Source organism: Actinomycetospora atypica (assembly GCF_042653685.1).
GTDB classification, from domain to species: Bacteria; Actinomycetota; Actinomycetes; order Mycobacteriales; family Pseudonocardiaceae; genus Actinomycetospora; species Actinomycetospora atypica.
The window spans coordinates 185,337-207,364 of the sequence record NZ_JBHSIV010000006.1 but is presented as its reverse complement, the minus strand read 5'-3'; the positions used below and the strand labels follow the sequence as shown (position 1 = coordinate 207,364).

Genomic DNA, 22,028 nt, shown 5'->3' with positions numbered 1-22,028 from the left:
CCGGAGACCGTCGGGGTGTTCTCGTAGACTGGCAAGTGATTCCTCCCCGCCTTTCCCAGGATGTGGCTCTCGGGTGTCCTCCCCCGCTCTTCTGTCCGGTCTGACCACCGCGCTCCTCGCCGACCCCGGGCTGCGCCAGGTCGTCGACGCCGCGGGACGCGACGCCGCCGTGGAGGGGCCCACCGCGCTGCGCCCGCTGCTGGCGGCGGCGCTGGCCGACACCGACGCGGGGGCCGGGCGCACCGTCCTGGTCGTCTGCGCCACCGAGCGGGAGGCCGACGACCTCGCGACCTCGGTCGGCGAGCTGATCGGCGAGGAGTCGGTCGCCTACCTGCCGAGCTGGGAGACGCTGCCGCACGAGCGGCTGTCCCCGCGGGCCGACACCGTCGGGCGCCGCGTCGCGATCATGCGCCGCCTCACCCACCCCGGGGCCGAGGCCGGGGCGCCGTTGCGGGTCGTCACGGCCGCCACCCGCAGCCTCATCCAGCCGCTGGTCCCCGGGCTGGGCGACCTCGAGCCCGTGGTGCTGCGCGAGGGCGTCGAGATCGAGCTGGGCGACCTCGCCGAGCGGCTGGTCGACCTCGCCTACGCACGGGTCGAGATGGTCGAGAAGCGCGGCGAGTTCGCCGTGCGCGGCGGCATCGTCGACCTGTTCCCGCCCACCGCCGACTCCCCGGTGCGCATCGAGTTCTGGGGCGACGAGGTCTCGGAGATGCGCTGCTTCTCCGTGGCCGACCAGCGTTCGCTGCCCGACACCGCCGCGCGCCCCACCGAGGTCGTCGCCCCGCCGTGCCGCGAGCTGCTGCTCACCGCCGCGGTGCGGGAGCGGGCTGCGGCGCTGCAGGCCGTGCACGGCACCGACCAGGCGCTCGGCGAGCTGCTCGGCAAGGTGGCCGCGGGCATCCCGGCCGAGGGCATGGAGTCGCTGATCCCCGCCCTGCTGCCGGGCGAGCTGCAGCTGCTCCCGGAGCTCCTGCCCGCCGACGGGCACGTCGTCCTCTGCCACCCCGAGCGCGTCGAGCGCCGCGCCTCCGACCTGGTGCGCACCGGCCAGGAGTTCCTCGAGGCGAGCTGGCTCGTGGCGGCCGACTCGACCGACGGCCGCGCCCCGATCGACCTCGGGGCCTCCGCCTACCGCGACCTCGCGGAGGTCCGGGCGGGCACCCGTGCCGCCGGCCACCCGTGGTGGACCCTCTCCAGCCTCGCCACCGATCCCGACATCGAGGACGACTCCCACACCCGCGACGGCGTGCGCGTGGTGCGCACCGGGATCGCGGGCGTCGACTCCTACCGGGGCGACTGGGAGAAGGCGGCCGTCGACCTGCGCGCCCACGCGGCCACCGGCGGCGCGGCGCTCGTCGTCGTGCCGGCCGCGGGCACCGCCGAGCGCGCCGTCGAGCAGCTGCGCGAGTTCGTCGGCGAGGAGGTCCCCGTCGTGGCGGGGACCGCGGAGCCGCGGCCCGGCAGCATCGTCGTGACCCGCGGGCGCCTCGGCGACGGCTTCGTCGCCGAGCAGTCCCGCCTCGTCGTCGTCACCGAGGCCGACCTCACCGGCGCCCGCGCCACCCACGGCGACACCCCCACGAAGCGCGCAGCGGTCAAGCGGCGCAACGCCGTCGACCCGCTGACGCTGCACCCGGGCGACCACGTGGTCCACGCCCAGCACGGCATCGGCAAGTTCGTCGAGATGACCCAGCGGACCACCGGCACCGGCAAGGCCGCGACCACGCGCGAGTACCTCGTGCTGGAGTACTCGAGCTCGAAGCGCGGCCAGGCGAGCGACCGGCTGTTCGTGCCCACCGACCAGCTCGACCAGATCAGCCGCTACGTCGGCGGCGAGCTGCCGACGCTGAACAAGCTCGGCGGCTCCGACTGGTCGAAGACGAAGTCGAAGGCCCGCAAGGCCGTCAAGGACATCGCCGCGAGCCTCGTGCAGCTCTACGCCGCCCGCCAGGCCGCGCCCGGGCACGCGTTCGCGCCCGACAGCCCCTGGCAGCGCGAGATGGAGGACGCCTTCCCGTTCACCGAGACGCCCGACCAGGCCTCGGCGATCGACGAGGTGAAGGCCGACATGGAGAAGGCCGTCCCGATGGACCGGGTCATCTCCGGCGACGTCGGCTACGGCAAGACCGAGATCGGCGTGCGCGCGGCGTTCAAGGCCGTGCAGGACGGCAAGCAGGTCGCGGTCCTCGTCCCGACGACGCTGCTGGCCCAGCAGCACCTGCAGACGTTCACCGAGCGGATGCGCAACTTCCCGGTGACCGTGAAGGGCCTGTCCCGGTTCACGCCGGCCAAGGAGGCCGACGCGACGATCCGCGGGCTCGCCGACGGGAGCGTCGACGTGGTCGTCGGCACCCACCGGCTGCTGCAGACCGGGGTCACCTGGAAGGACCTCGGGCTGGTGATCATCGACGAGGAGCAGCGCTTCGGCGTCGAGCACAAGGAGCACATCACCGGGCTGCGGGCCCACGTCGACATGCTGTCGATGTCGGCGACGCCCATCCCGCGCACCCTGGAGATGAGCCTCGCCGGCATCCGCGAGATGTCGACGATCCTCACCCCGCCCGAGGAGCGGCACCCGACGCTGACCTACGTCGGGGCCTATGACGAGAAGCAGGTCGCCGCGGCGATCCGGCGCGAGCTGCTGCGCGACGGGCAGGTCTTCTACATCCACAACCGCGTCAACTCGATCGACGACTCGGCCGCGAAGCTGCGCCGGCTCGTCCCCGAGGCCCGCATCGCCACCGCCCACGGGCAGATGCCCGAGGAGCGCCTGGAGCGCACCGTCAACGAGTTCTGGGAGCGCGAGCACGACGTCCTGGTCTGCACGACGATCGTCGAGAACGGCCTGGACATCTCCAACGCCAACACGCTGATCGTCGAACGGGCCGACGCCCTCGGCCTCTCGCAGCTCCACCAGCTGCGCGGCCGGGTGGGCCGCGGCCGGGAGCGCGGCTACGCCTACTTCCTCTACCCCACCGACAAGCCGCTGTCGGAGACCAGCCACGAGCGCCTCGCGACGATCGCGCAGCACTCGGAGCTCGGGGCGGGGACCGCGGTCGCGATGAAGGACCTCGAGATCCGGGGCGCGGGCAACATCCTGGGCGCCGAGCAGTCGGGCCACATCGCGGGCGTCGGGTTCGACCTCTACGTCCGGCTGGTGGGGGAGGCCGTGGAGGCGTTCAAGTCCCACACCGGCGCGGGCTCGGAGGCCGACGAGCCGCTCGCCGAGGTGCGGGTCGACCTCCCGATCGACGCGCACGTCCCGCACGACTACGTCGACACCGAGCGGCTGCGCCTCGACGCCTACCGCAAGATCGCCGAGGCGGCCGACGGCGCGGCGCTCGACGCCGTGCGTGAGGAGCTCGTCGACCGCTTCGGCGAGCCGCCGACGCCGGTCGACAACCTGCTCGCGGTCGCCGCCTTCCGCCAGGCGTGCCGTCGCTACGGCATCACCGAGGTGTCGGGGCAGGGCAACCTGATCCGGTTCGCACCGGTCGAGCTGTTCGACTCCCAGCAGATGCGGCTCAAGCGGCTGCACCCGCGCGCCCAGCTCAAGACGGCGTCGCGGACGTTGTCGCTGCCGAGGCCGACGGAGGGTCAGTCCGGGGGCGGCGGGCAGAAGGGCCCGGTGCGCATGGGCGCGGCCCCGATGCGCGACCTGGAGCTGCTGGCCTGGTGCGAGCAGCTGTTCGTCGCGCTCTTCGGGGAGCGTCCGGCGCCCGAGCGGGTCCCGGCCCGGGTCTAGCCGAGGAGCGGGAACAGCAGGAGGAGCACCGTCCCGGTGGTCTGACCGTTCCCGCCGCCCCCGGTGGCGGACGCGGACATGTAGAGGACCACGCCGAGGATCACCAGCACGACGAAGAAGAGACCGGCGATCACGCCGACGGCGAGTCGGCTGCGGCCCCCGGAGGGCTTGGTCGGGGCGCTTCCCGGCTTCTCGAACGGGGTCTGGTCCTTGTCGGTCGTCACCTGGACGGCTACCCGTCGCGCCGCCGCGCACGCCCTAGGGTCGCCGAACGTGACCATCGCCCTGCTCGCCACCGGCGGGACCATCGCCACCCGCGCCACCGACCGGGGCCGGGCCGTCGGGGCGGACGCCGCCGACCTGCTCGCCTCCGTCGGCGACCCGGCCGGCGTCACCGGGGTCGACGCCGCCGGCCGGTTGAGCTTCGCCGCCACCCCCGACGACCTCGCGACCCTCGCCCGCACCGTGCGCGAGCACTGCCGCATCCACGACGGGGTCGTCCTCACCCACGGCACGGACACGCTGGAGGAGACCGCCGCGCTGCTCGCGCTGACCCACGACGGCGCCACCCCGGTGGTGCTCACCGGGGCGCAGCGCCCGTTCGACGACCCGGCGCCCGACGGCCCGACGAACCTCGCCGCGGCCCTGGCGTGGGCGACGCTGGGGCGGCCCGGGGTGACGGTCGTCTTCGACGGGCGGGTCCTGCCCGCGATCGGCGTCCGCAAGGTGCACACCTCGGCCCTCACCGCCTTCGCCGCCCCGGGACGGGGCCCGCTCGCGAGCATCGACGGCGGCGGCGTCCGGGAGCACGCGACCGCGCCGCCCACCGGTCTCGCCGACCCGCCGGAGCGGCTCCCGCGGGTCGACGTCGTCGCCCAGTACGTCGGGGCCGACGCCCACGCGATCGACGCGGCGGCCGCGGCGGGCGCCGAGGGGATCGTCATCGCGGCGTTCGGCGCGGGCAACGCGACTCCGCCCGTGGTCGCCGCGGCCGAGGCGCTGATCGGGCGCGGCGTGCCGGTGGCGGTGGCGAGCCGGACGGGGGAGGGCGCGGTCGAGGGGCTCTACGCGGGCGGGGGAGCCGACCTCGCCCGGGCGGGGGCCCTGTTCGCCGGGGACCTCTCCCCGTGGCAGGCGCGCCTGCTGCTGGCCGTGGCGATCGCGGGCCACCCCGACGACCCGGTGGGCGCCGCGCGGGAGTGGCTGGGCCGGGTCGGGGCCACCGGGTAGGTGACGGCGGTGGTGCGGCCGGGGGTGTGACGTACGCACGTGAGAAGGTGTCGCGCGTGCTGCGCCGGATCGTTCCCGCCCTGCTCGCGGGGCTCACCCTCCTCACCGCCTGCTCCACGGCGACCGGGCCGCAGGTCGGGCCCGGGGTGGCGGCGGTCGTCGGGAACCAGGTGATCCCGTCGGAGCTGATCGACCAGCGCCTGCGCACCGCGGCGCCGCAGATCGGCGAGGCCCTCGCGCAGCAGGCGCAGGAGCAGGGTCGGCCGAGCACGGGCATCGACGCGAGCACCCTCGCCGACCAGAGCCGCGAGCTGCTGACCGCCGCGATCCTGCACGCCGTGATCGTCGAGGCCGGGCGCCGCGAGGGCGTCGTCGCCGACCCCGCGCAGATCGAGCAGCGCCTGCAGGCCGCCGGCGGGGAGCAGGCCGCCGCGGGCTCGGGGTACGACCTCGCGACCCTGCGCGAGCGCTTCGCCGACCAGCTCGTGGTCGCCGAGATCGGCCGCCGGCAATTCGACCGGCTCCAGGCCACCGTGGACGTCGGGACGTACCCCGACAAGGCGGCCGCCCAGCGCGCGGCCGCGCAGCTCGCCGCCGACCCCGGGGTCGGGCCGCTCGCGGCGCTGCCGGAGGACGCGCGGCTCCTCGCCACCACCCTGCGGCCGGGCGCGGTGCAGCCCGGTGAGCAGGTGCGGACGGCCTCGTCGCTGCTGTTCGGCCTCCCGGGGCGCACCGTGAGCATCTCCGCGCCGCAGCCCGAGGCCACCCCCGGCGCCCCGAAGCCCGACCCGAGCACCGAGCCCTGGACCGTCGTCCGCGTGCGCGACCGCTCGCTGACCGCGCCGCCGCCCGGCGGGAACACCGTGCCGGCCGCGCTCGTCGACGCCCGCACGCTGACCCAGTTCGGGCTGCGCGCCGTCCAGCCGCTCGCCACCGAGCTGGCCGTGCAGGTCAACCCCCGCTACGGCACCTGGGACCCGACCCAGGTCAGCGTGGTCGCCCCGCCGGCGACGGCCGGGACCGTGACGCCGCTGGCGCCCACGGTGACCTTCGCCCCGGCCGCGACCCCCGCCCCGGCCCCCGCTCCCGGGCCCGCCCCGGCCCCCGCCCCGTGAGCGCTCCGATCCCGGTGGTCGTCGACCCCCGGCTCGGGGCGGTCCTGCCCGCGGGCGCGGTGCGGGTCGTGGCGGCGGCGCCGGTGGTGCTGCTCGACCCGGCGCTGCCCGACCCGGTGGCCCGCCGGTTCGCCGACGAGCTCGGCGCCCGGCCCGCGGGTCCCGACGAGCCGCCCCCCGGTGCGGTCGTGCTCGTCCCCGGCCGCGACCTGCAGGCCCCGTCGGGCACGGAGCTGCTCGCGGCGGTCGCGGTGATGGACCGGCTCCGCTCCCCGGGCGGCTGCCCGTGGGACGCCGAGCAGACCCACGAGAGTCTGCTGCGCTTCCTCGTCGAGGAGACCTACGAGCTCTACGACGCCCTCGCCGACGGCGACGTCGACGCCACGCGGGAGGAGCTCGGCGACGTCCTGCTGCAGGTGCTCTTCCACGCGCGGGTCGCGGCCGAGTCCGAGGGCTTCGACGTGGACGACGTCGCGGGGGAGCTGGTCGCGAAGCTCGTCGGGCGCCACCCCCACGTCTTCGCGGGCGGCGAGGCCGTCGCGACCGCCTCGGACCAGGACCGGCGGTGGGAGGAGCTCAAGGCCGCGGAGAAGCAGCGGGCCTCGATCCTCGACGGGGTCGCGCTCGCGCAGCCCGGGGCGGCGCTGCTCGCGAAGTACGTCAGCCGCGCGCGGCGCGCGGGGGTCCCCGACGACGTGCTGGGAGACCTGGCGGCCGACCTGCCGGCCCTGCCCGCGGCGGTGGTGGCGGCGCCGAAGGGCGCCGACCCGGAGGGGGAGCTGCGCTCCGCGGCCACCCTCCTCGCCGCCCGCCTGCGGGCCCTCGAGACGGCCGGGGCGTCCGTTTCGGGCGATTCGTCCCGGGGCGAGCAGTTCTGGCGCGACGCAGCGCGACGGAGCGACTCCGGGGCGTGATCCCGGGGCCCGACGCTTCCACCGGCGGGAGGCGAAGGCTAGCCTCACCTCACCTTCGAGGAATGAGGACGGGACATGCTGGGTAACGCGCTCATCGGGCTGCGGGAGGGCCTCGAGGCCTCCCTGGTCGTGAGCATCCTCGTGGCCTTCCTCGTCCAGACCGACCGACGCCGCGAGCTGCCCCGCGTGTGGGCCGGCGTCGCGCTCGCCGTGGCGGTCAGCGTCGGCGTCGTCCTCGTGCTGACGCTCACCGAGCAGGCGCTCACGTTCGAGGCCCAGGAGGCCTTCGGCGGCGGGCTCTCGATCGTCGCCGTCGGGTTCGTCACCTGGATGATCTTCTGGATGCGCAAGGCCGGCCGGTCGATCTCCGCGCAGCTGCGCGGCGGCCTGGAGCGCGCGGTCTCGATGGGCCCGGTGGCGGTCGTCGTGATGGCCGCCTTGGCCGTCGGCCGCGAGGGCCTCGAGACGGCGATCTTCTTCTTCGCCGCGGTCCAGGCGGCGGGCTCCACGACGGGGCCGCTCATCGGCTTCCTGCTCGGGATCGCCCTCGCGGTCCTCATCGCCTACCTGATCTACCGGGGCGCGCTCAGCCTGAACATGGGCCGCTTCTTCACCGTCACCGGCGTCCTGCTGATCTTCGTCGCGGCCGGCATCCTCGCCTACGGGGTGCACGACCTGCAGGAGGCGCGGATCCTGCCCGGCCTCTACACGCTGGCCTTCGACGTCAGCGGCGCCATCCCCGCCGACTCCTGGTACGGGACGCTGCTCAAGGGCGTCTTCAACTTCTCCCCGCAGACCACCGTGTTCGAGGCGGTCGTCTGGGTGGCCTACGTGGCCGTCGTCCTCACCCTGTTCCTCAAGCCCGCGCGTCGCACCGAGGCCCCGCCCCGCGACGCCGCGGCCCCGGCCTCCAGCACCGCCTAGTCAGCCCCCCGAACCCGCTTCGACAGGAGACCTGTGTCCGCCCGTCCCGTTCTCGCCGCGCTCGCCGCGACCATCGCCGCCGGCTTCCTCGCCGGCTGCACGAGCACCGCCCCGACGGCGTCGGCCCCCGGCGCGCCCGGGCCGGTCACCGTCACCGCGTCCGACACCGCCTGCGACCTGTCGGCCACCTCGGCCCCCGCCGGCACCGTGTCCTTCAGCATCCGCAACGCGGGCAGCAAGGTCACCGAGTTCTACGTCTACGGCGCCGGCGACCGGATCATCGGCGAGGTCGAGAACATCGGCCCGGGCCTCACCCGCCCGCTGTCGGTCGAGATCCCGCAGGGCGGCACCTACACGACCGCGTGCAAGCCCGGCATGGTCGGCGACGGCCTCCGCGCGCCGTTCACGGTCACCGGCAACGCCGCCGCCGCGGTCGAGGGCGACGCCGCCCTGGCCGCCGCCGTCACCGGCTACCAGCGCTACACCAACTCGCAGATCGAGGCCCTCGTCGCGAAGACCGGGGAGTTCTCCGAGGCCGTCAAGCGCGGCGACGTCCCGGCCGCCCAGGCCCTCTTCCCGGTGAGCCGCACCTACTGGGAGCGCGTCGAGCCCGTCGCCGAGTCCTTCGGCGACATCGACCCGAAGATCGACGGCCGCGAGGACGACGAGCGCGACCCGGGCGTCGAGTTCACCGGCTACCACCGCCTCGAGAAGGACCTCTGGGTCACGGGGCTGCAGCCCGACTCGGCCGCCATGGCCGACCGCCTCATGGCCGACGTCCGCGACCTGCAGGCCCGCACGGCGGGTGTGCAGCTGACGCCGCTGCAGCTCGCGAACGGCGCCAAGGAGCTCCTCGACGAGGTCGCCACCGGCAAGATCACGGGCGAGGAGGACCGCTACTCGCACACCGACCTGTGGGACTTCCGCGCCAACGTCGACGGGTCGCAGGCCGCCATCTCGGCCCTGCGCCCCGTGATCGACGAGCGCGACCCGGTGCTCGGCCAGACCCTCGACGCGCGCTTCGCCGAGCTCGACCGGCTCCTCGAGACCTACCGCCAGGGCGACGGGTTCAAGCTCTACACGCAGCTCACCCCCGACGACACGCGGAAGATGACCGAGTCCGTCGACGCCGTCAGCGAGCCCGTCAGCCAGGTCGCGGGGATCATCGCGGCATGAGTTTCCGCGGTTTCACCCGGCGCCGGCTGCTCGGTGCAGCCGGCGCCGGCACGGCCCTGATCGGCGCCGGGGCGGCGGGCGGGTACCTCGCGGCGTCCTCGGAGTCCGAGGCGCCCGGCCCCGCCGAGGCCGTCGTGCCCTTCCGCGGGGTGCGGCAGGCCGGGATCGTGACGCCGGCCCAGGACCGGCTGCACTTCGTGGCGCTCGACGTCACCGCGACCGGGCCGATCGTCCGGGCCGCGGTGGTCGCCCTGCTCAAGCGGTGGACGACCGCCGCGGAGCGGATGACGGCGGGCGCCGAGGCCGCTCCCGGCGGCGCGGTCAACCGCAACCCGGCGGCCCCGCCCACCGACACGGGCGAGGCGCTCGGGCTCCCCGCCGCGTCGCTGACCCTCACCTTCGGGATCGGGGGCACGCTGCTCGACAAGCTCGGCATCCCCCGCCCGCCGGGCCTGGCCGACCTGCCGCCCTTCCAGCGCGACCAGATCGACCCGGCCCTGTCCGGCGGCGACCTCTGCATCCAGGCCTGCGCCGACGACCCGCAGGTCGCCGTGCACGCCGTGCGCAACCTCGTCCGGATGGGCTTCGGGACCACCGCGGTGCGCTGGTCGCAGCTCGGCTTCGGGCGGACGTCGTCGACCTCCACCACGCAGCAGACCCACCGCAACCTCTTCGGCTTCAAGGACGGCACCAACAACCTCAAGGCCGAGGACGCCGCGGGTCTCGACGAGCACGTCTGGGTGCCGGCGAGCGAGGGTCCGGCGTGGCTCGCCGGCGGCACCTACCTGGTGGCCCGGCGGATCCGGATGCACGTCGAGACCTGGGACCGGACGTCGCTGACGGAGCAGGAGTCGCTCACCGGCCGGCTCAAGGGCAGCGGCGCGCCGATCGGGGCGACCGACGAGTTCACGCCCGTCGACCTCGCCGCCCCGGGCCCGGACGGGACGCCGGCGATCGCCGAGGACGCGCACATCCGCCTCGCGTCCGCGTCCAACCTGGGCGGGGTGAAGATCCTGCGCCGCGGCTACAACTTCGTCGACGGCAGCGACGGCGCCGGCCACCTCAACGCAGGGCTGTTCTTCGTCGCCTTCATGCGCGACCCGCAGCGGCAGTTCGTCCCCATGCAGAGCGCGCTCGCCCGGCGCGACCGCCTGATGGAGTACATCGAGCACACGGGCTCCGCGGTCTTCGCCTGCCCGCCCGGACTCGCCGACGGCGCCTACTGGGGTCAGTCGCTGCTCGAGGGCTGAGGGGCGGGCCGGGCGGGGGCCGGAGTGACCGGCCCGTAACCTGCTTCCCGATGAGCACGAGCGTCGACTCCCACATCGGAGCGGGCCCGTCCGGCGAGGACGGCGAGCCCGACGACGTGACGAGCCCGCTCCGCCGTCCCGAGCCCGACGACACGAGCACCGAGCGCTTCCCCGCCCCCGGGCGCGAGGAGGTTCCCGACGAGGCCCCTGCCGCCGCGCCCGCCCGGCCGCGCCGGCGCTCGCGCGGTCTGCGGGTCCCGTCGGCCCCGGCGGCTCCGCCCGTCCTTCCCGACGACGAGGCCGCCGGTTCCCGCGCGGAGGCGCCGGCCCCGGCCACCGCGTCGACCAGCACGATCGACATCGGTGGGGCGGAAGCGGGCGGGGACCGGACGGTCCGGCACACCGAGGTCGATCACGGCCCGGACGAGGCCGCCGACACCACCGCGGTGACCGTCGCGCCGCCGGTGTCCCCAGCGCCGATGTCCCCGGCGCCGGTGTCCCCGGCGCCCGCGCCCCCGACCGTCGCGTCCCCGAGCCCGACGCCCCGCCCGCGCCCCACCCCGAGGCCCCGCCCCGCCGCGGCGCCCGGGACCGCCGGCCCGCCCGTCGCCGGCCCGCCCGTCGGCGGCCCGCCCCCGTCGACGGCCGTGAAGGAGCCGCCGAAGAAGCACACCGCGGCCCTCGGTCGGCTGGCACTGGTGCTCGTGCTGGTCGCCGCGGTCGTCGGGACGGTGGTGGTGCTCCAGCAGCGCAGCCAGTTCGGGCGCACCGACGCGGGCCCCGAGGAGATCCCCGCCCTCGAGGTGGCGCCCGCGCAGGTCGACCTGAACACCGTGGGCCAGCCGAACGCGATCGCCCCGCCCTCGGCGCTCCTGCCGGGCACGGCGACCGCCCCTCAGCCCGGCCGCGCGCCGACCATCTCCGCCTGGGCGAGCGGGTTGGCCCCGAAGACGAACATCCCGGCGGTCGCGCTGCAGGCCTACGGCATGGCGGACCTCTCGATGCGCCAGGTCGACCCGGGCTGTCACCTGAGCTGGGTGACGATCGCGGGGTTGGCCCGCATCGAGTCGAACCACGGCCGCTACCGCGGCGCGCAGGTGCTGCCCAGCGGCGACGTGACCCCGCGCATCATCGGCGTGCCCCTCGACGGCACGAGCGGCAACCGGACGATCACCGACACCGACGGCGGCGCCCTCGACGGCGACCCGACCCTCGACCGCGCCGTCGGCCCGCTCCAGTTCATCCCGTCGACCTGGGCGAGGTGGCGCTCGGACGGCAACGGCGACGGGCGCGCCGACCCCAACAACGTCTTCGACGTGGCCCTCGCCGCCGGCCGCTACCTCTGCGCGGGCGGCCGCGACCTCGCGACGGGCGAGGGCTGGCGCAGCGCGGTGCTCTCCTACAACTACTCGGACGACTACGGCCGCCGCGTCTACGCCGCCGCCCAGGCCTACGCCAACAGCACGACGCCCTAGCCCGGGCTCAGGCGCCGGGGCGCAGGGCGATGGCGGCGAGCACCTCGCCGAGGGCCTCCTGGTACTCCGGGCGCGGGTCCATGGCGGCGGCCATCCGCAGCTGGGTCCGCGCCTCGGAGAGCCGCGACTGCCGCTGCAGGCACCGCCCGAGCGCGAAGCGCGCGTAGTGGTCGGCCGGGTCGAGCTCGAGGACCCGCAGGAATCCCGCCTCGGCCCGCCGCAGCTGGGCCGACGCGAGGTACGCGCGGGCCGCCAGGAGCTGCACCGAGGCGGCCTCGCTCTCGGTCTCCACCAGCGGGCCGAGGGCCTTGAGCGCGTCGAGCGGCCGGCGTTTCTCGAGCAGCTGCTCGGCGCGCCGGAAGGCGCCGACCCCGGAATCGTCGGGCCGGTGCTCGGAGGCTGATCGCGGCGACGACATTCCCGCACGGTAGGACGGAGTCGCCCGCGACGCGAGACCAGCCACTCGGGTGGCAGTCCCCACCCGGGACCGTGACGCTGCGTGGCGCGGCCCGATCACGCTGGCGATGCGGTTAGCATCGGCGCCCGTCCAACGTGCACAACCCAGGAGGCGGAGCCCGTGGCGGTCATCGAGCAGGTCGGCGCTCGGGAGATCCTCGATTCACGAGGCACCCCGACGGTCGAGGTGGAGGTGGCGCTCGACGACGGCACCCTCACGCGCGCCGCCGTCCCCAGCGGGGCGAGCACCGGTGAGCACGAGGCCGTGGAGCTCCGGGACGGCGACAAGGGCCGGTACCTCGGCAAGGGCGTGGAGCGCGCGGTCGGCGGCGTGCTCGACGAGATCGGCCCCGGCATCGTCGGGATGGACGCCACCGAGCAGCGGGTGGTCGACCAGAAGCTGATCGACCTCGACGGCACCCCCGACAAGTCCCGCCTCGGCGCCAACGCGCTGCTGGGCGTGAGCCTCGCCGTGGCGCGCGCGGCGGCCGAGTCGGCCGAGCTCGACCTGTTCCGCTACATCGGCGGGCCGAACGCGCACGTGCTGCCGGTGCCGATGATGAACATCCTCAACGGCGGCGCGCACGCCGACTCCGGGGTCGACATCCAGGAGTTCATGATCGCGCCGATCGGCGCCGACACCTTCCGCGAGGCCCTGCGCTGGGGCGCCGAGGTGTACCAGGCGCTGAAGTCGGTGCTCAAGCAGAAGGGCCTCTCCACGGGCCTCGGCGACGAGGGCGGGTTCGCGCCGGCGCTGCCGAACAACCGGGAGGCGCTCGACCTCATCTCGACCGCGGTCGGGCAGGCCGGGCTCACCCTCGGGCGCGACGTGGTCCTCGCCCTCGACGTGGCCGCGAGCGAGTTCTTCTCCGACGGCACCTACACCTTCGAGGGGCAGAAGCGGTCGTCCGCGCAGATGAGCTCCTACTACTCGGAGCTGCTCGACGCCTACCCGCTGGTCTCCATCGAGGACCCGCTCGGGGAGAACGACTGGGAGGGCTGGACGCGGATGACCGCCGACGTGGGCGACCGCGTGCAGATCGTCGGCGACGACCTCTTCGTCACGAACATCGAGCGCCTCGAGGAGGGCATCGAGCGCCGGGCCGCGAACGCGCTGCTGGTGAAGGTCAACCAGATCGGCACGCTCTCGGAGACCCTCGACGCGATGAGCCTCGCCGGCCAGTACGGCTACCGCTCGATGATGAGCCACCGCTCCGGCGAGACCGAGGACACGACGATCGCCGACCTCGCCGTCGCGACGAACTGCGGCCAGATCAAGACGGGCGCGCCGGCCCGGTCCGAGCGCGTGGCGAAGTACAACCAGCTCCTGCGCATCGAGGAGGCCCTCGGGGACGCCGCGCGCTACGCCGGCGACCTCGCGTTCCCGCGCTTCGACCCGGAGAGCTGAGCCGGGCGGTGCCCAGAACCAGCTCGGAGCCCGGCGACCCGGCGGCCGGCCCCCCGGCCGCCGGGTCGAAGGTCGCGGGCGCCAAGGCCGGGGCCCAGAAGGCCGGGGCGAGCGCGTCCGGCTCGAGGACGACGGGGCGCAGCCGGGTCCGCGCCCGGCAGGGCCCGCGGCGCGACCCGCAGCGGGTCGTCCTGCGCCGCCACCCGCTCTCGGGCCGGCGCGCCGGCACCACCCCGGCCGCGGCCCAGGCGGCGGCCCGGGCGGTCCAGGCCACCCGCGGCGCCCTCGGGCTCTCGACGGCCCGGCGGGCGGCGCTGCTCGCCGTCGTCGTCTGTGCGCTGGCCCTGACCGTGGCCGTGCCCCTGCGCAACTACGTCTCCCAGCGCCACGAGCTCGCCGCGGTCGCCACGCAGCAGCAGCGGCTCGATTCCGAGGCGGCCCAGCTGCGGACCGAGCGGGCCGCGATGGACGACCCCGCCCACGTCGAGGCGCTCGCCCGCGCCCGCCTCGGGTACGCCCGGCCCGGCGAGACGCCCTACCGGGTCGAGCTGCCCGGCGACGCCACGGCCGTCCCCGAGGTCGACCCCGACCTCGCGCCGTCGGCGGCCGAGCTGCCCTGGTACACCCGCGTGGCCCGCGGCACCCTGGGCACGGCGCCGTGACGACGGAGACGCCCCACCCCCCGGAACCGCTGCGCGAGGGCGACCGCGAGGCGGTGGCCGCCCAGATCGGGCGGAACCCGCGCGGGCTGCGGGCCGTCGCGCACCGCTGCCCGTGCGGGCTGCCCTCGACGGTGCAGACCGCCCCGCGCCTCGAGGACGGCACGCCGTTCCCCACGCTCTACTACGCGACCTGCCCGCGCCTGACGTCGCGCATCGGCACGCTCGAGGCCGACGGGCTGATGCGCGAGCAGACCGACCGGCTCGCGACCGACCCGGAGTTCGCCGCGCGGTACGCCGAGGCCCACCGCGCCTACCTGGCCGAGCGCGACGCGATCGACCCGCTCGGGACCGACGTGAGCGCCGGGGGGATGCCCGACCGGGTGAAGTGTCTGCACGTGCACGTCGCCCACACCCTCGCCCACGGGCCCGGGATCAACCCCGTGGGCGACGAGGCCCTGGCACAGCTGCCCGAGTGGTGGCACGCCGGACCGTGCGTGACGCCCTGAAGATCCCCGTTCCGTGCGTGGGGGGACGAACTTCTCGGACACCCTGACGGACACCCAGCGTGGCGAGGGCTCCCGGGTGGGGTGATCCCGCACCACGGGTTGGTGTCGGTACCGGTTCCGGATTGCCCTGCGGGCAACGCGCAGGTCACCATTGACCCGTCGCCGGGAGGATTCCCGACGACCTCGGTTCCCCGGTGGTGCGGACGGCCCACCGGCGACCGTGGGGTCCTCCGCCGGATTCCACGGACGCGAGGACCGGCTACCGGGCGGCGGCACCCGCCGTCCGCCGCTCGGTAGCCCGTCCCCGGCCGACTAGTAGCGTGCGTGGGCGAAGCTTCCCCACCACCCCAGGAGCGCCCATGCCGCGCGTCGCGGCCATCGACTGCGGGACGAACTCGATCCGGCTCCTCGTCGCCGACGTCACCGTCCGCGAGGACGGATCGCAGTGGCTGCGCGACGTGCACCGCGAGATGCGCGTCAACCGGCTCGGCCAGGGTGTCGACGCCACCGGGCGCCTCGCGCCCGAGTCGCTCGCGCGCACCCGGGAGGCCCTCTACGCCTACGGCGAGATGCTGCGCCGCACGTCGACGAGCACGGTCCGGCTCTGCGCCACCTCCGCGACGCGGGACGCGGAGAACCGCGAGGAGTTCTTCGGGATGGTCCGCGACATCCTGGGGATCGACGCCGAGGTGATCACCGGCGACGCCGAGGCCCGGCTGTCCTTCGCCGGGGCCGTCGCCGACCTCGACCCCGACGAGGGCCCGTTCGTGGTCGCCGACGTCGGCGGCGGCTCGACCGAGCTCGTCACGGGCACCTGGGACGCGGTGCACGCCGACGTCGCGGCGGCCTACTCGTCGAACGTGGGCTGCGTGCGGCTCACCGAGAAGATCCTGCACGACGACCCCCCGGGCCCCGACCAGATCCGCGAGGCGGAGGACTTCACCCGCGCCACGCTCGCCGCGGCCTTCGACGCCGTCGACGTCGAGCAGGCGCAGACGTGGGTGGCCGTCGCCGGGACCGCCACGACGATCGCCGCCGTGGCGATGGGCCTGCGCTCCTACGACGCCGACCGCATCCACCTCGCGCGCCTCGGGCTCGACGAGGTCCGCGAGACCTGCCGGCGGCTGGAGTCCATGCCCCGCGCGGAGCGCGCCGACCTCGGCCCGATGCACCCCGGGCGGGTCGACGTCATCGGCGCCGGCTCCCTGGTGATCCGGGTGCTCGCCGACGAGCTCGCCGAACGGGCCGGGGTGACGGAGCTGGTGATCAGCGAGCACGACATCCTCGACGGCATCGCCCGGGAGGCCGCCCGCCCGCCGCAGGCCGACCCGGAGCCCGCCCCGGACGAGGAGCCGGACCCGGAGGCGTGACCGCTCTCGGGGAACTCGACGCCGAGATCACCGCCTGCCGCGCCTGCCCCCGCCTGGTGGCCTGGCGCGAGCAGGTGGCGCGCGAGAAGCGGGCCGCGTTCCGCGACCAGACCTACTGGGGCCGGCCCGTGCCCGGGTTCGGCCCCGCGGACGCGTCGCTGGTGATCGTCGGGCTCGCGCCCGCCGCGCACGGCGCCAACCGGACCGGCCGGATGTTCACCGGCGACCGCAGCGGGGACGTCCTCTACGCCGCCCTGCACGCCGTGGGGCTGGCCTCGCAGCCCACCGCCACCCACGCCGGTGATGGGCTGGAGCTCCTCGGCACCCGCATCGTCTCGCCGGTGCGGTGCGCGCCGCCGGAGAACAAGCCGACCCCGGCCGAGCGGGACACCTGCCGGCCCTTCCTCGAGCGCGAGCTCGGGCTGCTCGGGGCGGCCCGGGCGGTCGTCGTGCTCGGCGGGTTCGGGTGGCAGGCGCTGCTCCCGGTCCTCGACGACTCCTGGGTGGTCCCGCGGCCCCGGCCGGCCTTCGGGCACGGGGCCCACGTGGCGCTCGCGCCGCGCGCCCGGCGGGCGCCGCTGCAGCTGTTCGGCTGCTACCACGTCAGCCAGCAGAACACCTTCACCGGCCGGCTGACCCCCGCGATGCTCGAGGAGGTCCTGGCCGCGGCCGCGCGGGCGGCGGGGCTCCCCGCGCGCGAGGAGCCCCGGTAGCGTCGCCCCGGGCAGCCCCTGTAGCCCAATCGGCAGAGGCAGGCGACTTAAAATCGCCGCAGTGTGGGTTCGAGTCCCACCGGGGGCACGTCGTCCGTCGTTCACCTGCCGGCCGCCCCGTGTGGGGCGGGCCGTCGTCGCCCGGACGCCGGATCGTCGCTCCGCCGTGGGGTCGCGGTCGGGCCGCCCTCATCCGGGTGCGCGACGCTGGTGCGGACGGAAACGATGCAGGTGGCAGTCCGTGACCGTTCGCGTCGTGACCCGAACCGTTCGGCGTTGTCGCCTCGTTGCTGCTCCGAACGGGCGAGGTCCGTGGTCCAGAATCTCGACGGGGAGGTGAGCGAGGTGGCTGACTTCGACGGCGCGGTCGGTGCCGAGCACCGGCCGGACGCGGCCGGATCCGCGGCGGTCCGTCCGCCGTGGCAGGAGCTCGAGTCCCTGCGTCCCCTCACCCTGCGGTCGTGCCGCCGGATCGTCGTGGTGGCACCCCATCCGCGCGACGAGATCCGCGCGGCGGGCGGCCTGCTGCGCCGCCTCGGGTCGCGGCACGCCGAGGTCGACGTCCTGAGCCTCACCGAGCGGCCGACCCGCTCCTGCCCCGTCCCGTCGTACGACGGGGACGACCCGGCCGGGCGCGGGTTCACCCTCGCCGACCTCATGGCCGGCGCCCTCGACGACCTCCCCGAGCCCGACGACGCGGCGGGCGACGCCGGCGACGACGCCCCGTCCGACGATCCCGACGAAGCCGCGGCCGAGGCGGCCTACCGGGCGCTCGGGCTCTCGGTCGTGCGGCGACACCGGCTCGGGCTGCCCGACGGCGGGGTCGCGCAGGCCGAGGCGGACGTCGTCGCGGCCATCAGCGAGATCGTCGGGTTCGCCGACGACCCCGAGGGCCTCTGCGTCCTCGCGCCCTGGTCGGGCGACGGCGACGACGACCACGAGGCCGCCGGCCGGGCCGCCGAGGTGGTCACGGCCGCCTACCGCGTCCGCCTGGTGCGCTGGCTCGACCGGGCGTGGACCTGGGCGGGCCCCGACTCGTCGGAGGTGCCCTGGCGGCGCGCCCGCCAGGTCCTGCTCACCGACACCGTGATCGCGCGCAAGCACGCCGCGAGCGCGGCCTTCGCCGCCGCGCTCGGCCGCACGACGCCGGAGGGCCACGACGACGACCTCCCGGAGGGCTGGGCGCCCGGTCCGCGCGAGGTCTTCCTCGTCTGAGGGGCGCCCCACGATCCGAGGGATGTCGGGCCGGAGGGGCGGGGATTGACTAGGCTGCTCCCGATGACCGGGAGGGCGAACGGCGACAGTGCGGTGCACGCCACCGGCCCGGCTGCCGTCGACCACGGGCAGCCGACGCGACACGGGACGGTCCCGACCGCGCACGGGATCGAAGGAGTGGATGCGGTGGGGGCAGGGGCGGAGACGGGCTACGACGACGCCCCGATGGCCGAGGAGGCCGCGCGGGTCCGCGACACGGTCACGGTGCAGTCGGCCGGGTCCGACCTCCCTCAGGTCCTGCACACCGCGCCCGCCGCGGTGGCGCTGATCGACCTCGACGCCGGCACCGTGACCTACGCGAACGGCTCGGCCCAGGAGCTCACCGGGGGCCGGGCGACGCTCCCGCTCGACGTCGACGCGTGGAGCGAGGCCGCGGGCCTCACCGACCTCTCCGGGCGGCCGATGCGCGACACGGCGTCGCCGCTCTCGCGCGTCGCCCAGGGCATGCCCGTCTCCGGCGAGCCGGTGGCCGTGTCCGACGCCGCCCGCAAGGGGTCGGAGGCCACGCTCGAGGAGCGCGAGGAGGCCGAGGGCCGCCTGCTCTGGGTCACCGGGTTCCCGCTCTCCGAGGCCACCGACGTCATCGGCGGCGACCTCGTCGACGACGACCACCCCGCGCCCGACCGGCTCGCCCTCGTCGTGTTCCTGCAGCTCTCCGGGGCCGGCGCCCAGCGCCACCTCGAGATGATGCGCGACCGCGCGGTCGTCGCCACCGAGCTCTCGTTCACGATCTCCGACCCGGCGCGCGGCCAGAACCCGCTGGTGTGGGTCAACCCGGCCTTCACCCGCCTCACGGGGTACGACCTCGACGAGGTCCTCGGCCGCAACTGCCGCTTCCTGCAGGGCCCGAACACCGACCCGACGTCGATCTCGCGCATCCGCAGCGCGCTGGCCGACGAGCGCCCGATCACCGAGGTGCTGCTCAACTACCGCCGCGACGGCACCGCCTTCTGGAACCAGGTGTCGATCTCCCCGGTGTTCGACGGCGGCGGCCGCGTCGTCAACTTCGTCGGGGTCCAGGCCGACGTCACCGAGCGGGTCATGGTGGAGAACGAGCGCCGGGCCGCGCTCGCCGCCGCCGAGGAGACCCGCGAGCAGCTGCGGCTGCTCACCGACTCCACGGCCGCGATGACGGCGTCGCTCGACTCGGGCGGCGCCGCGCGGGCCCTCGCCCGCATCGTCGTGCCGGCCCTCGCCGACTACTGCTGCGTCGACCTCCTCGACGAGGTCGGCGACCCGGCGTCGTCGACCCGGGTGGCCGTGAACCACCGCGACGACTCCAAGACCGACACCGTCGCCGCCCTCGGCCGCTGGATCACGCCCACCGAGGACGGCGACCCCGTCGACCGCGTGCTCGGCGGCGGGAACCCCTCGCTGCTGCCCGAGCTGCCGGTGCGCCCGGAGGGTCTGCGCGGCGACTCCGACCTGCTCGCCCGCTACGAGCAGCTCCGGCCGCGCTCGGCCATCGTCGTGCCGCTGCGCGCCCGCGGGCAGGTGCTCGGTGCGCTCACCCTGGGCACCGAACTGCCCTACGGCCGGCGCTACTCCCAGCGCGACCTGTACCTGGCGAGCGACCTCGCGGCCCGCGCCGGCCTGGCCGTGGACAACGCCCGGCTCTACGCCCGCGAGCACGGGGCGGCGGAGACGCTGCAGCGCAGCCTCCTGCCCGCCGTCCCCGACGTACCCGGGCTGACCGTCGCCTCGCGCTACCTCGCGGCGACCGACGGGGCCCAGGTCGGCGGCGACTGGTACGACCTGCTGCCCCTGCCCGACGGCGCCGTCGGGGTCGCGGTCGGCGACGTCGTCGGCCACGACCTGCGGGCGGCGGCGGCGATGGGGGAGCTGCGCGGGGTGCTGCGCTCCTACGCCTGGGAGGGCCTCGGCCCCGACACCGTGATCGACCGCTGCAACGACCTCGTCCAGGGGCTCGGGATGGCCGCGATGGCCACCGCGATCTTCGGGCGCCTGGTGCGCGACGACGACCGCAACGGCTGGCTGCTCGGCTACTGCAACGCGGGGCACCCGCCGCCCCTGCTGCGCCGCGGCGACGGCACGGTCGAGCTGCTCACCGGCAACCTGTCGCCGCTGATCGGGGCCACCCGCGAGGTGGAGCGCGACTGCACGGAGGTGCACTGCCTGCCGGGAGACCTGCTGGTGCTGCACACCGACGGCCTGATCGAGGGCCCGAACATGGACCCCGACGAGCGCACCGACCTGCTCGTCCGCACGCTGGCCGAGCAGACCGACGTCGAGGACGTGGGCGCCATCTGCGACCGCATCCTCGAGGTGCTCGGGGCGGACGGGCTGCGCGACGACGCGGTGCTGCTCGCGATCCGCCTGGGCTAGACAGCAGAACGGCCGACGCCCCGGGTGGGGCGCCGGCCGTGGATCACTGCTGCGGCGGGGGCGGCGGGGCCTGCTCGCCGGCGGGCGGCGGGGGCGGGGCCTCACCGGGCGGCGGCGGGGCCTGCTCGCCCTGGGGCCCGTGCAGGTAGTCCTTGGCCTTGTTGCCGAACTGGTCCACCTGCGACTCGTGGCCGGCGAACCGGCTGTTGACCGCGGCCTCGCCCTTCTCGACGAATCCGTCGGCCTTCTCGGGGTTCTGCCCCGCCCACTCCTTGGCCTTGTTCACCATGTCGCCGAGTCCTGCCACGACGAACCTCCCGTACCGATCGGGGACGCACTCCGGACAGGGGCAGAGTGACCCGGCCCCCGGGGTTCCATGCACCGACGGGCCCGACGAGGGACACCGATTCGCCCGTACGCTTGAGTAGGTCACGCAGTGCAGCGACCCGGTGCCCGGATCGTCCGGTCCTCGGCAAAAATTCTTTTACCCGCCCGGGAACCGGGAGCCGGGGTCGCGCGTTGGACCAGATGGAGAGCGGTCGACCGCCGCAGGGGAACCACCTGCGGTCGGGCCCACGGCAGGGCGGCCGCCTCCCGCACGTGGAGGAGGACGAGTGCGCACCAGCAGCAACCCGGCGTTCCGCAACCTGCCGACGTCACCCGGTGGGTACGCGCGGTTCGGCGACGCACCGGCCGGCCTGGGTGGCGGCTTCGGCGCCGGCCCCGGTCAGGGCCCGGTCGCGGGTGCTTCCGACCGGCCGCTCACCGTCGACGACGTCGTCCAGAAGACCGCGCTCAACGCCGTCGTCACCATCGGCGCCGGCGTGCTCACCGCGATCAGCGGCATGTACTGGCTCGGGATCCCCGGCTTCATCGTCGGCCTCGTGGTCTCGCTGATCATCATCTTCAAGCAGAGCTCCAACCCGGCGCTCGTGCTCACCTACTCGGTGGCGCAGGGCATGGCGCTCGGTGCCATCACCGGGCTGCTCGAGTCGTCGAGCTCCAGCTACGCGGGCATCGGCTTCCAGGCCATCGTCGGCGTGGTCGGCGTCTTCATCGGCATGCTCGTGGTCTACAAGACCGGGGCCATCCGGGTCACGCCGCGCCTCACCAAGATGGTCATCGGCGCCGCCATCGGCGTCGTCATCCTGATGCTGGTCAACCTCGTCGTCGGCTTCTTCACCACCGGCGGCATCGGCCTGCGCGACGGCAGCCCGCTGGCGATCATCTTCTCGCTGGCCTGCATCGCGATCGGCGCGTTCATGCTGCTGCTCGACTTCGACCAGGCCGACCAGGCCGTCAAGGCGGGCGTCCCGGCGAAGTTCGCCTGGTACCTGGCCTTCGGGTTCATGACGACGCTGGTCTGGCTCTACATCGAGATCCTGCGCCTGCTGAGCTACTTCCGCGGCGACTAGGTCCGAGCTGCACGACGAGGGGCCGTCCCGGAGCGATCCGGGGCG

19 protein-coding genes and 1 tRNA gene are annotated in these 22,028 nt (G+C 75.2%); 17 read left to right on the top strand and 3 right to left on the bottom strand.

The annotated features are described in order from the left end of the window. The first annotated feature begins 73 nt into the window (after nucleotides 1-73). Nucleotides 74-3,748 (top strand): transcription-repair coupling factor, encoded by a 3,675-nt coding sequence (mfd, locus tag ACFPBZ_RS08245; RefSeq protein ID WP_378035534.1) that lies wholly within the window; start codon nucleotides 74-76, stop codon nucleotides 3,746-3,748. Here the strand turns inward: mfd and ACFPBZ_RS08240 are convergent. Next, on the bottom strand, nucleotides 3,745-3,972 hold the full coding sequence (locus tag ACFPBZ_RS08240; protein WP_378035533.1) for a hypothetical protein: 228 nt from the start codon (nucleotides 3,970-3,972) through the stop codon (nucleotides 3,745-3,747). The genes mfd and ACFPBZ_RS08240 overlap by 4 nt on opposite strands. A 49-nt stretch (nucleotides 3,973-4,021) precedes the next feature. Here ACFPBZ_RS08240 and ACFPBZ_RS08235 point away from each other — a divergent pair, with 49 nt between their 5' ends. The 7 genes from ACFPBZ_RS08235 to ACFPBZ_RS08205 all read left to right on the top strand — a co-directional run bounded on the left by ACFPBZ_RS08235 (nucleotide 4,022) and on the right by ACFPBZ_RS08205 (nucleotide 11,832). Continuing rightward, nucleotides 4,022-4,978, top strand: a complete 957-nt coding sequence (locus ACFPBZ_RS08235; RefSeq protein ID WP_378035532.1) for an asparaginase — start codon at nucleotides 4,022-4,024, stop codon at nucleotides 4,976-4,978. 26 nt (nucleotides 4,979-5,004) lie between these two features. Then, complete coding sequence (locus ACFPBZ_RS08230; RefSeq protein WP_378035531.1) at nucleotides 5,005-6,093, top strand: hypothetical protein; 1,089 nt, start codon at nucleotides 5,005-5,007, stop codon at nucleotides 6,091-6,093. After that, nucleotides 6,090-7,007 carry a nucleoside triphosphate pyrophosphohydrolase gene (locus ACFPBZ_RS08225; protein WP_378035530.1) on the top strand — a complete coding sequence of 306 codons (918 nt, stop codon included), beginning with the start codon at nucleotides 6,090-6,092 and terminating at the stop codon, nucleotides 7,005-7,007. Before ACFPBZ_RS08230 ends, ACFPBZ_RS08225 begins: the two co-directional genes overlap by 4 nt. A gap of 75 nt (nucleotides 7,008-7,082) precedes the next feature. After that, nucleotides 7,083-7,931, top strand: coding sequence for an iron uptake transporter permease EfeU (efeU, locus tag ACFPBZ_RS08220; protein ID WP_378035529.1), 849 nt, complete (start codon nucleotides 7,083-7,085; stop codon nucleotides 7,929-7,931). Between the two features lie 33 nt (nucleotides 7,932-7,964). Beyond that, the gene (gene efeO / locus ACFPBZ_RS08215) at nucleotides 7,965-9,107 is read left to right on the top strand and encodes an iron uptake system protein EfeO (RefSeq protein WP_378035528.1); all 1,143 of its coding nucleotides are present in this window, start codon (nucleotides 7,965-7,967) and stop codon (nucleotides 9,105-9,107) included. After that, a complete protein-coding gene (efeB, locus tag ACFPBZ_RS08210) occupies nucleotides 9,104-10,357 on the top strand; it encodes an iron uptake transporter deferrochelatase/peroxidase subunit (protein WP_378035527.1) in 1,254 nt (417 codons plus the stop codon). The genes efeO and efeB overlap by 4 nt, the downstream gene beginning before the upstream one ends. A gap of 50 nt (nucleotides 10,358-10,407) precedes the next feature. Beyond that, nucleotides 10,408-11,832: a lytic transglycosylase domain-containing protein gene (locus tag ACFPBZ_RS08205; RefSeq protein WP_378035526.1), complete on the top strand. Its 1,425-nt coding sequence runs from the start codon at nucleotides 10,408-10,410 to the stop codon at nucleotides 11,830-11,832. A 7-nt stretch (nucleotides 11,833-11,839) separates the two neighbouring features. Here the strand turns inward: ACFPBZ_RS08205 and ACFPBZ_RS08200 are convergent, their stop codons facing one another. Continuing rightward, nucleotides 11,840-12,250 carry a tetratricopeptide repeat protein gene (locus tag ACFPBZ_RS08200; protein ID WP_378035525.1) on the bottom strand — a complete coding sequence of 137 codons (411 nt, stop codon included), beginning with the start codon at nucleotides 12,248-12,250 and terminating at the stop codon, nucleotides 11,840-11,842. Between the two features lie 159 nt (nucleotides 12,251-12,409). Between ACFPBZ_RS08200 and eno the strand changes: the two genes are divergently transcribed. The 8 genes from eno (at nucleotide 12,410) to ACFPBZ_RS08160 (ending at nucleotide 20,568) form a co-directional block, all read left to right on the top strand. Next, nucleotides 12,410-13,696 carry a phosphopyruvate hydratase gene (eno, locus tag ACFPBZ_RS08195; RefSeq protein ID WP_378035524.1) on the top strand — a complete coding sequence of 429 codons (1,287 nt, stop codon included), beginning with the start codon at nucleotides 12,410-12,412 and terminating at the stop codon, nucleotides 13,694-13,696. Nucleotides 13,697-13,704: 8 nt separating this feature from the next. Further along, nucleotides 13,705-14,358 (top strand): FtsB family cell division protein, encoded by a 654-nt coding sequence (locus ACFPBZ_RS08190; protein WP_378035523.1) that lies wholly within the window; start codon nucleotides 13,705-13,707, stop codon nucleotides 14,356-14,358. Then, nucleotides 14,355-14,864, top strand: a complete 510-nt coding sequence (locus ACFPBZ_RS08185; protein WP_378035522.1) for a DUF501 domain-containing protein — start codon at nucleotides 14,355-14,357, stop codon at nucleotides 14,862-14,864. The genes ACFPBZ_RS08190 and ACFPBZ_RS08185 overlap by 4 nt, the downstream gene beginning before the upstream one ends. 359 nt (nucleotides 14,865-15,223) lie before the next feature. Further along, the gene (locus ACFPBZ_RS08180; protein WP_378035521.1) at nucleotides 15,224-16,234 is read left to right on the top strand and encodes a Ppx/GppA phosphatase family protein; all 1,011 of its coding nucleotides are present in this window, start codon (nucleotides 15,224-15,226) and stop codon (nucleotides 16,232-16,234) included. Further along, nucleotides 16,231-16,947 carry a uracil-DNA glycosylase gene (locus ACFPBZ_RS08175; RefSeq protein WP_378035520.1) on the top strand — a complete coding sequence of 239 codons (717 nt, stop codon included), beginning with the start codon at nucleotides 16,231-16,233 and terminating at the stop codon, nucleotides 16,945-16,947. The genes ACFPBZ_RS08180 and ACFPBZ_RS08175 overlap by 4 nt, the downstream gene beginning before the upstream one ends. Nucleotides 16,948-16,961: 14 nt before the next feature. Further along, nucleotides 16,962-17,035: transfer RNA gene (locus ACFPBZ_RS08170), tRNA-Leu, on the top strand. Between the two features lie 257 nt (nucleotides 17,036-17,292). Then, a complete protein-coding gene (locus tag ACFPBZ_RS08165; protein ID WP_378035519.1) occupies nucleotides 17,293-18,162 on the top strand; it encodes a PIG-L deacetylase family protein in 870 nt (289 codons plus the stop codon). A 186-nt stretch (nucleotides 18,163-18,348) separates the two neighbouring features. Next, a complete protein-coding gene (locus ACFPBZ_RS08160; RefSeq protein WP_378035518.1) occupies nucleotides 18,349-20,568 on the top strand; it encodes a SpoIIE family protein phosphatase in 2,220 nt (739 codons plus the stop codon). Between the two features lie 43 nt (nucleotides 20,569-20,611). Here the strand turns inward: ACFPBZ_RS08160 and ACFPBZ_RS08155 are convergent, their stop codons facing one another. Next, on the bottom strand, nucleotides 20,612-20,875 hold the full coding sequence (locus ACFPBZ_RS08155) for an antitoxin (protein ID WP_378035517.1): 264 nt from the start codon (nucleotides 20,873-20,875) through the stop codon (nucleotides 20,612-20,614). 307 nt (nucleotides 20,876-21,182) lie between these two features. Here ACFPBZ_RS08155 and ACFPBZ_RS08150 point away from each other — a divergent pair, with 307 nt between their 5' ends. Further along, complete coding sequence (locus tag ACFPBZ_RS08150) at nucleotides 21,183-21,983, top strand: Bax inhibitor-1/YccA family protein (protein WP_378035516.1); 801 nt, start codon at nucleotides 21,183-21,185, stop codon at nucleotides 21,981-21,983. The last annotated feature ends 45 nt before the right edge of the window (nucleotides 21,984-22,028 follow it).